The organism is Wolbachia endosymbiont of Nasonia giraulti (genome assembly GCF_048054155.1).
Classification (GTDB): Bacteria; Pseudomonadota; Alphaproteobacteria; order Rickettsiales; family Anaplasmataceae; genus Wolbachia; species Wolbachia pipientis_C.
Window position 1 is genome coordinate 1 of sequence record NZ_JAFEVH010000036.1, and the last position, 8715, is coordinate 8715.

Below are 8715 nucleotides of genomic sequence, written 5' to 3' on the forward strand. Positions count from 1 at the left end.
TACCATAATGGAACTTTATCATCCATTTTAGAAAATACTATAGTTTTTTAATTTAGGAGTATATTATGGTTATACCTACACAAAACTCGAATTCATTAACGTTTCAGGCACGTAACCTATCTCATATTTGCCACAAAAACTGTGAAGAGGCGTTCAATGAAACAGACAAACCTCTATGCAAGGCTAGATGTGACGTTTTCTTTCCAGTGCCTGAACCTCGTTCACAAATTAGTGAGAAATTAATAGATATTGCAAACAATCTCCGTTTTGAGAGTGCACAATTATCGTCTATGGCAGATGAAATAGACGCTTACAATTCAATGTCTATTTAATCAAAAAATGTAAGTCTATTTTTGTACTCTATGACCCTAAATTTTCATCAAAATAAGCTGTCTTATCCTTTTTTTCTTTATACTCTTCTGCTGTATCTAGGGGTTGCTTTTTAGCTGTAATGTTTGGCCATTTTTGCGAATATTCTACGTTTATATTGTAAAATGATTTAAAGATTTTTTGTTCATTATTCAGTAAGCCTTCATCTAGCTCTAGAATATCTTTTATGGAATCATCAGTTACAATTGCATCTACTGGACATTCAGGTATACACACTCCACAATCAATACACTCATCTGGGTTAATCACGAGCATATTTTTACCTTCATAAAAGCAGTCAACGGGACATACTTCCACACAGTCTGTATATTTACATTTTATGCATTTATCTGTAACAAAATGCGTCATAAAACACTGTATATTTACATTATCTTGGGTACACTAAATTGATAAGAAATTCAAGCCTTTTATGAAGATAAATAAATTAAATAACGAAGAATTAGAAATATGGCTAAGCTTGGCTAGAACTGTGGGACCAGTAAAGTTCTTTAGTATACTTAGAGCATGTGGGTCGCTATATGAAGTGCTTAAATATCTTAATAAGTTGACTAACAAGGATTATGGAATTCAAAATGCACGAGAAGAAATTAAGAATGCAGAAAAAATTGGAGCCAAAATAACACCAGCATGTGATCCAGATTACCCTGATATTTTAAGGAATATCTCTGGTTTTCCTCCTGTAATAACTACACTTGGTGATGTATCATTATTAAGTCGTGAGATAATTGCAATAATCGGTGGACGTAATTCTTCAATGAATGGAAGAAATTTTGCCAATAAGTTGGCACTCGATTTAAGCCAAGCTGGTTTCATCATAATTTCTGGGCTTGCAAGAGGGATTGATACTGCAGCAAACAGTGTAATATACAAAAATTACCCCACTATTGCTGTCACAGCAAGCGGAATTGACGTAGTATACCCAAGAGAAAATTTTGATCTATACAAAAAAATTACTGAAAATGGCGGATTAGTAATTACTGAGCTTCCATTTGCTACTAAACCAAAACCTCAGTATTTTCCTCAAAGGAATCGAATTATATCTGGTCTATCGCTGGGTGTTGTAGTGATTGAAGCATCGAAACGTTCTGGCTCTCTAATAACAGCAGATTTTGCTTTAAATCAAGGGAGAGAGGTATTTGCAGTTTCTGGTTTCCCTCTAGATTCACGCTGTAGTGGTAGTAATTATTTAATTAAAAACGGTGCTAAGCTTATCGAATCCGCTGATGACATAATAGAGAGTATTAGGTTTAGTTTACCTCCGCAGCAAAAAAACCTATTTAATGTTGAGCACTATGCTGTTAACCAAAAACAAGAAAAATTGCAACAGGCAAAATATGTTATAGTTGATCATATTAACTCTGTACCTGTTGATATAGATGAACTTATATTAGCAAGCGGACTTTCTGCCAACATAGCTCTAATGGCTCTTTTAGAACTAGAGTTGGAAAACAAAATAGAGCGTTCTCCGGGGAATAAAATATCATTAATTTTCTAGATTGCTTTAGTTATAAGTCCACAACCGTACAAACATTATGATTTGAGTCCACCAAGAAAGATGTCATTCCAGCGTGTGACGCTGGCTTTCCGTAATCTCACTAAAAACGTTGTATTTTTACATAACTTTTATACTTACTAACTTAATATATAATCAGAATTCCTAGATTCCAGACTCATGCATCAATAGACCTGCTGCAAAAGGTAATGATAAAATGATGGGAGAGAGGTAGAAGAGGAATAAGCAGATAGAGTAAGGTAAAAAAATGAGCTTTAGTTACTACAATATAAAGAAACACCCAAGAAATTTTCGTAATATAACAGGCTTAACTGTAGAAGAATTTGAAAAGTTGATAGAAAAAGTGGGGAACTTCAAAAAAGTGTGTCAAGCCGAAAAGAAAAGTAATAAATTGATATAAAAAATGGAGGTTTGAAATGAGTCAAGCAAATAGAACTACCGGATTAGTAGACTATAAAGAACTAGAATCAAATATTTTATCATCTATAGCTAACCCAAGAAAGGTTTAGCTATATGGCAAAATTGGTTATAATGGTATAATAAGTAATGAGAAAGAAGAAGATGCCAAGTCCATATAGTGAGGATCTGAAAGAACGTGTTTTCAAAGTAGTCGATAAAAAAACAATGACGATAAAGAAATCAGTCAAATATTCAAAGTGAGCATAAAAACAATATATTTGTGGAGGAAAAGGAAAAAAGAAACCATCTTCAGGCTATCACAAAGGATATGGCCATAAGATTAAAGATATGGATAGATTTATCAAATTTCTGGATGGATATTAGAATTGAAAAGATAATTGAAGAATTTGGTAATATGTGTAGAAACACAGTATATAACTACCTTAGCAAAGTAAACTATACATATAAAAAAAACTTTTCTTTATCGAGAAAGAGAAACGCAAAGAGTTCATAAAAAAGTAGAAGAAATAAATAAAGAAAACTTGATATACATAGATGAGTCTGGAATAGAGGACAATGAATTTTATGAATATGGGTGGTCTCAAAGAGGCAAGAGGTTATTTGCCCCAGGGTTTAAAAGAAAGAGGGTAAGCATAATTGGAGCACTGAATGAAGGAAAAGTTAAAGCACCATGGATAATTGATGGCTACTGCAATAGTGAGATTTTTGATGCTTATGTAGAAAATGTACTTGTTCCTGTATTTAAACCTGGACAGACTATTGTTCTCGACAATGCGAGCTTTTATAAATCTGCAAGGACAAAAAATTTGATAGAAAATATTGGGTGTAAAATTTTGTTCTTGCCTCCATACTCGCCAGATTTAAATCCGATTGAGAAGTTCTGATCAAGCACGCCATAAGAAAGGCTCTACAAACCTTTTGGCCCAATATTAATTCGGCTATTGATTTTGTTTTTAGTGCTCAGGCAAATCTTACTTCGGTTAGCTATAGCAGCTATAATGTGCTTGCAACAACTAATTCACTACGGCAACTGCACCGTGACAGTGTTTGTATTTTTTTCCAGAGTTACAAGGGCACTTGTCATTTCTTGAAACTTTTGGAAGTCTGCTATTTTTAGTAGAGCGTGACCTATTGCCTATTTCTTGATTGTCTAGCAACTTAAAGTGCGCTAGGCGGTGAATGGTAAGCTCCCTCCACTTTTCAAGCATCGACTCAAACATTAAGAAAGCTTCGCGTTTAAATTCATTCAGTGGGTCTTTTTGCCCCATGGCACGCAAATTTATGCTTTGTCTTAGGCTCTCTAAGACCGAAAGGTGCTCCCTCCATAAATGATCAAGTGTCATGATCATCACTTGTTTCACTATCGTATTCCACAAATCTGTAGTTTGTTGACTATTGAAATATTTTTCTTTCTCAGTAAAAAATTCTTGTATCTTGTCATTTATATAATCCAAGGCTTCTTGTTTATTCAAAAACTCTGCTAGATTAAGCGTTATCCCGTATCTTATGTGGAATTCTTTTGCAATATCTTCAACATAATCTTCGTAATAACCACTTTGTACTATACCTTCTATTATATCCTCATTTACTTCACTATATACTTCAACTAAATCATTGATTTCATTGTTTAAAATATGATTTCTCTGCTTAAAAATAACTTTACGTTGATTGTTGATTACATCATCAAACTTTAGCAAAGACTTCCGCACATCATAATTTCTAACTTCAACTTTCTTCTGTGCTTTTTCAAGTGCTTTATTAATCCATGGATGATGAATAGCCTCGTTGTTCTTTAGTCCCACTCTTTGCAAAAAATTCCTCATTCTATCAGAACCAAATATCCTCATTAAATCATCTTCAAGTGATAGAAAGAACTTAGAAAGTCCAGGGTCACCTTGGCGGCCAGAACGTCCACGTAATTGATCATCTATTCTCCTGCTTTCATGCCTTTCGGTTCCAATAACACATAAGCCACCAGCTTTTATAGCAATTTCCTTATCTTTTTTTACTCTTTCGACTATTTCTTGATATTTTTTTTCTCTTTCATCAGCATTTTTTATTTTCTCGAGCTCTATTTTTGCAATCATTTCAACATTTCCACCAAGCTTAATATCAGTTCCACGTCCTGCCATGTTTGTTGCTATAGTAATGCTGCCTGGTATTCCAGCTTGCGCTATTATATACGCTTCTTGTTCATGATAACGAGCATTCAATATTGAATGCTTAAGGGAATGGCTTTTCAAAAGATCGGAAAGCTTTTCAGAATTTTCAATACTCACAGTGCCAACAAGCACTGGTTGAAGACGTGTGTGACATTCCGCTATAAACTTCAATACAGCACTAAATTTTTCTTTTTCTGTGCCATAAATTTCATCATCAACATCTATTCTTTTAACAGGCACATTAGTTGGAATTTTTACTACATTTAATCTATATATATCACGAAATTCTTCTGCCTCTGTTGCTGCTGTTCCTGTCATACCAGAAAGTTTGTTGTACATACGAAAGTAGTTCTGAAATGTGACTGATGCCAAAGTTTGACTTTCATGCTGAATTTCAAGATTCTCCTTTGCCTCCAGTGCCTGGTGAAGACCATCAGAATATCTCCTACCTTCCATCATGCGCCCAGTAAACTCATCAATAATTACCACCTTACCGTTTTTCACTATATAATCTTTATCAGCAGTAAACAGCTTATGTGCACGAAGTGCTTGATCTATATAATGAGTCAGTATAATATTGCTAGTATCATAGAGCGAGGAATTTCCAGGAATGAGGTTATACGATTTTAGTAATTCCTCCACTCGTGAAATGCCATTTTCAGTGAGGAACACTGCTCTACTCTTTTCATCGACTTCATAGTCAGAATCAACTAATTTGATTACTATTTTATTGATATGCTTATATATCTGATTATTTTCCTCAAGTGGGCCAGAAATAATGAGCGGAGTACGCGCTTCATCAATCAGTATAGAGTCTACTTCGTCTACTATCGCGTAATTGAAGCCTCTCTGAACCATATCTTCTTGAGAAAATTTCATATTATCTCGTAGATAATCAAAGGCAAGTTCATTATTTGTTGAGTATACGATATCTGCGCTATAAGCCTTTTTTCTCTCGTCGTCTGTCAAATTATTTGTAATAAATGCAACAGAAACTCCAAGAGAATTATATAATTTACTCATCCACTCTGTATCTCGTTTTGCAAGATAGTCGTTAACAGTTACGACGTGCACACCTTTTCCTTCTAAAGAATTTAGATATGCAGCTAAAGTTGCGACGAGTGTCTTTCCTTCTCCTGTTTTCATTTCTGATATCATGCCATTATGGAGAACCATGCCACCAATTAGCTGAACGTCGAAATGCCTCATGTTAAGGAATCTTCGTGATGCTTCTCGTACAACCGCAAATGCAGGTACGAGAAGGTCATTTAGTGTTTTTCCATTTTTCAGTTCTTGTTTTAATTCCGCAGTTTTACTAGCAAGATCCTCATCAGATAAGCTCTGCATTTCTTGCTCTAGCGCATTAATCTGCTGAGCAATTTTTCTGAAGGATTTTATTATCTTCTTGTTCGTTGATCCAAATATCCTTTTTATAAAAAAAAGTGACAACGTAAAGATGAAGAATATAAGAATAGTTGTTAAAACTAACGTAGAGTCTGGCATAAACTTAGGTAAAGTTTTATTTAATATGAGATTATATTACTAAACGTAACCTGCGGCAATTAGATTCAGAAAATCTTTATTTACAAACTAAGGAAAAGATTCTTGCAGATGAAATGTAAAAGAGTCTATTTATTTTATTAAATATTATAATTAATAATTAAACTTTCTTAATAAATTATTAAAATAGTGTTAAGCTACATGTATAAAACGGTTAGTGGAGTTACAATGTTAAGCAATATTATAAAAGTAAAATTAGAGAAAAATAGTTGTCCTTTTGAAGAATTAGAAGAATTTTTTGCTTCATTAAAATTTGGTACAAAAGGGTTTAAAGATTCTTCAATAAAATTAGTTTGCCAAGTATTGGAAGATTTCACCTTAATTCTACCAAGAGAGGCAGTACCTAATTCTTTCGCTTTGAAGCTTTTATCTTTGCTTAGTAAGGGAAATGAGCTGGCTTTACCTATTATATTAAAATACCTTTCTTGCAGAACTGTATTTAAAGATTTTGGTCAAAAACTACAGGCTAAAATGGATCAAGATATAAAAGAACAAAACGATTCTAAAATTTCTCAGGAGATTGAGTTATGCAAAAAAGACATTTTAAATCTTCTAAATGGTGGTAAATCAGTATTAGATGTTCAATTGAAGCAGCGGTATAAAAAATACTATTCGTCAATAGATAACGAGATTGAAGAGTTAAAGACTAAAATTTTAAAAGAACTAGAAGATTATATTAGCAATACTAACGTTAATAAAATGTATCGAAGCCTTAATAATAAAAAGAAAAGCGAAGAATCATTAAAAGAAGTAGCGTTAGGATCTTGTTCATTGGGTGGAATTTGCGTGTTAATATTTTTTTCACTTGGTTTTTTTATTTTTTTGGCAACAACCATTGACCCACCTGCTCATATGAGTATGTATAAAGTAAAGGTTTTTAGGTGTATAGGAGCTTCACCTTTAGTTTTTGTAGCATTAGCACTAACAGTAGCAGGTGTAGCTTACTTAACAAGTTGTTATCTAAATCATAGTTTTACAAAAGAAATACAAGACTATATAGAGCAACCAATAAAATGTATGGATAAGGCAACTAATAATAAAGAATTAGACAATTTTCCTTCTGACAATTATGAAAAAGTACAACCTTCAGCACCGCTTGAGGAACTACTACCTTCATACGAAGAATCGTGTTACAGTAGTTTAGGTTATATTCAACCATCTAATCCAATACAGCAAAATAAGTTGTTGTAGTGAAGGTATAAAGAGAATAAGCAAAATTATATTTGTAATTTTGCTTCCTTTGTCATGACTTAGAACATGCAGCAACATGACGATTTGTCTATACTTTATCAAGTATATTAATGGGTAAATGAATTTTAATACAATCTTATTATACTTATAAATACGTTATATGTGAGAAGATATGGAAGATTTTATAACTGAAAGAAGGAAAGATGATGCTGTGATATCTGTTTGTCAGGATAATGAGAAAAAGAACGTATTAATCTTGGGACTCAATCAAGCTGCAAGGAATTTATTAAAATGTGAGGAAGAGAATTTACTTAATAAGCCGTTAATCAATATTTTAAGTAAAAGAGCAGCTGAAGATATGAAAAGCTATTTGGAGTATACTGAAGATGGGCGCGATTTGCCCGATATATTGCCAAAAGTGATAGGCTTTTCTTTAATCGACGCTAAAGGAGAAGATATAAAAACAAAGGTAAAAGTTTTTCGCACAACGCAATTTACTAATAGCAAGATTAATTATGAGCTATTGATACGTGACATTAGCCTGTTTCATAAGCTATAGTATTTTCTAAAATGGATGATAAAGTTCCATTATGGTATTACCAACCAAAAGCTGTAAGTCTGTATATTTATACATGAGAGGTCTGAGGCGGCTTTTGATGGTATGCCAACAGTATTCTATAGGATTCAAATCTGGTGAATATGTTGGAAGATACAGCAAATGACAGCCAAAAGACTCTATTAATGATTTTGTTTTAGTGGTCTTATGAAATGTAGCATTATCCATAACTATAGTTGTGCCAAGTGGCAATTTAGGTAATAACATCTTCTCCAACCATGTATTGAATACCTCTTTGTCACACCCACCTTTGAAAGTCATTGGTGCAATAAATCTCTTTCCAATCCACCCGGCTACTATACTGATTCTCTCTCGAGTTCTCCCTGGAATATCTGCATAAATTTTCTTTCCTCTTGGAGCGCGTCCATATTCTCGGTATAACTTATTATCAACTCCTGCTTCATCTATATATAAGATGCTGGAATGGTCTATTTTTGAGATTTTATCAATAAATTGCTCCCTATCTTCTTGATTGCGCTCTTGATATAGTGTGACTTTTTTTTAAAGTAATTTTTAGCTGTTTTAGTCTATACCAAATTGAGTTTATTCCAAATCCAAGATTTTGTTTCATCTCTGCCAGAGTATGATCTGGATTCTTTGTAACATATTCTTCGAGTATTTTGGGGTCTATTTTTCGAATAAAGCTACCGTTTTTAGATGGCTTGAGGCTTTCACCAGCAGCTTTCTTTTTTAACCAACGGTACAGAGTTGCTATTCCTATCTCCATAAGCTCTGCTACCTCAACCTTTGTCTTACCTTTTTCTATCATCAATACTGCCTTTTCCCTTAAATCCACACTATATGCCATTATAACTCAAATACTTTATTATACCTTTATCATTTACTTTAGGAAATACTATAAC

General features: G+C 33.4%; 10 protein-coding genes. 6 read left to right on the top strand and 4 right to left on the bottom strand.

The window, feature by feature from the left end:
• The first annotated feature begins 65 nt into the window (after positions 1-65).
• Positions 66-332, top strand: coding sequence for a hypothetical protein (locus tag JR312_RS04820; RefSeq protein ID WP_007302779.1), 267 nt, complete (start codon positions 66-68; stop codon positions 330-332).
• A gap of 28 nt (positions 333-360) precedes the next feature.
• On the opposite strand, the gene JR312_RS04825 is transcribed toward JR312_RS04820, so the two are convergent.
• Positions 361-738, bottom strand: coding sequence for a ferredoxin family protein (locus tag JR312_RS04825; protein ID WP_254229739.1), 378 nt, complete (start codon positions 736-738; stop codon positions 361-363).
• 61 nt (positions 739-799) lie between these two features.
• Between JR312_RS04825 and dprA the strand changes: the two genes are divergently transcribed.
• From dprA to JR312_RS04840, 3 genes are all read left to right on the top strand, one after another.
• Positions 800-1885, top strand: a complete 1086-nt coding sequence (gene dprA / locus JR312_RS04830; protein WP_416647863.1) for a DNA-processing protein DprA — start codon at positions 800-802, stop codon at positions 1883-1885.
• Between the two features lie 265 nt (positions 1886-2150).
• Positions 2151-2303: a DUF4423 domain-containing protein gene (locus JR312_RS04835; protein WP_264330511.1), complete on the top strand. Its 153-nt coding sequence runs from the start codon at positions 2151-2153 to the stop codon at positions 2301-2303.
• A 541-nt stretch (positions 2304-2844) separates the two neighbouring features.
• On the top strand, positions 2845-3207 hold the full coding sequence (locus tag JR312_RS04840) for an IS630 family transposase (RefSeq protein ID WP_416647749.1): 363 nt from the start codon (positions 2845-2847) through the stop codon (positions 3205-3207).
• A 129-nt stretch (positions 3208-3336) separates the two neighbouring features.
• Here the strand turns inward: JR312_RS04840 and secA are convergent, their stop codons facing one another.
• Positions 3337-5988: a preprotein translocase subunit SecA gene (secA, locus tag JR312_RS04845; protein ID WP_416647864.1), complete on the bottom strand. Its 2652-nt coding sequence runs from the start codon at positions 5986-5988 to the stop codon at positions 3337-3339.
• Positions 5989-6213: 225 nt separating this feature from the next.
• Between secA and JR312_RS04850 the strand changes: the two genes are divergently transcribed.
• Positions 6214-7236: a hypothetical protein gene (locus tag JR312_RS04850; protein WP_264330508.1), complete on the top strand. Its 1023-nt coding sequence runs from the start codon at positions 6214-6216 to the stop codon at positions 7234-7236.
• A gap of 172 nt (positions 7237-7408) precedes the next feature.
• Positions 7409-7795 (top strand): hypothetical protein, encoded by a 387-nt coding sequence (locus JR312_RS04855; protein WP_416647865.1) that lies wholly within the window; start codon positions 7409-7411, stop codon positions 7793-7795.
• A 6-nt stretch (positions 7796-7801) separates the two neighbouring features.
• Here JR312_RS04855 and JR312_RS04860 read toward each other — a convergent pair whose 3' ends face one another.
• Both JR312_RS04860 and JR312_RS04865 read right to left on the bottom strand, forming a co-directional pair.
• The gene (locus JR312_RS04860) at positions 7802-8302 is read right to left on the bottom strand and encodes an IS630 family transposase (protein ID WP_319606738.1); all 501 of its coding nucleotides are present in this window, start codon (positions 8300-8302) and stop codon (positions 7802-7804) included.
• A 10-nt stretch (positions 8303-8312) separates the two neighbouring features.
• On the bottom strand, positions 8313-8660 hold the full coding sequence (locus tag JR312_RS04865; RefSeq protein ID WP_213864026.1) for an IS630 transposase-related protein: 348 nt from the start codon (positions 8658-8660) through the stop codon (positions 8313-8315).
• Between the last annotated feature and the right edge of the window lie 55 nt (positions 8661-8715).

Bases quoted from the DNA above. Each gene is read 5' to 3' on its own strand.
- JR312_RS04865 (WP_213864026.1), bottom strand. From the start codon at position 8,660: ATGGCATATAGTGTGGATTTAAGGGAAAAGGCAGTATTGATGATAGAA.
- JR312_RS04855 (WP_416647865.1), top strand. From the start codon at position 7,409: ATGGAAGATTTTATAACTGAAAGAAGGAAAGATGATGCTGTGATATCT.
- JR312_RS04850 (WP_264330508.1), top strand. From the start codon at position 6,214: ATGTTAAGCAATATTATAAAAGTAAAATTAGAGAAAAATAGTTGTCCT.
- JR312_RS04825 (WP_254229739.1), bottom strand. From the start codon at position 738: ATGACGCATTTTGTTACAGATAAATGCATAAAATGTAAATATACAGAC.
- JR312_RS04820 (WP_007302779.1), top strand. From the start codon at position 66: ATGGTTATACCTACACAAAACTCGAATTCATTAACGTTTCAGGCACGT.
- secA (WP_416647864.1), bottom strand. From the start codon at position 5,988: ATGCCAGACTCTACGTTAGTTTTAACAACTATTCTTATATTCTTCATC.
- dprA (WP_416647863.1), top strand. From the start codon at position 800: ATGAAGATAAATAAATTAAATAACGAAGAATTAGAAATATGGCTAAGC.
- JR312_RS04835 (WP_264330511.1), top strand. From the start codon at position 2,151: ATGAGCTTTAGTTACTACAATATAAAGAAACACCCAAGAAATTTTCGT.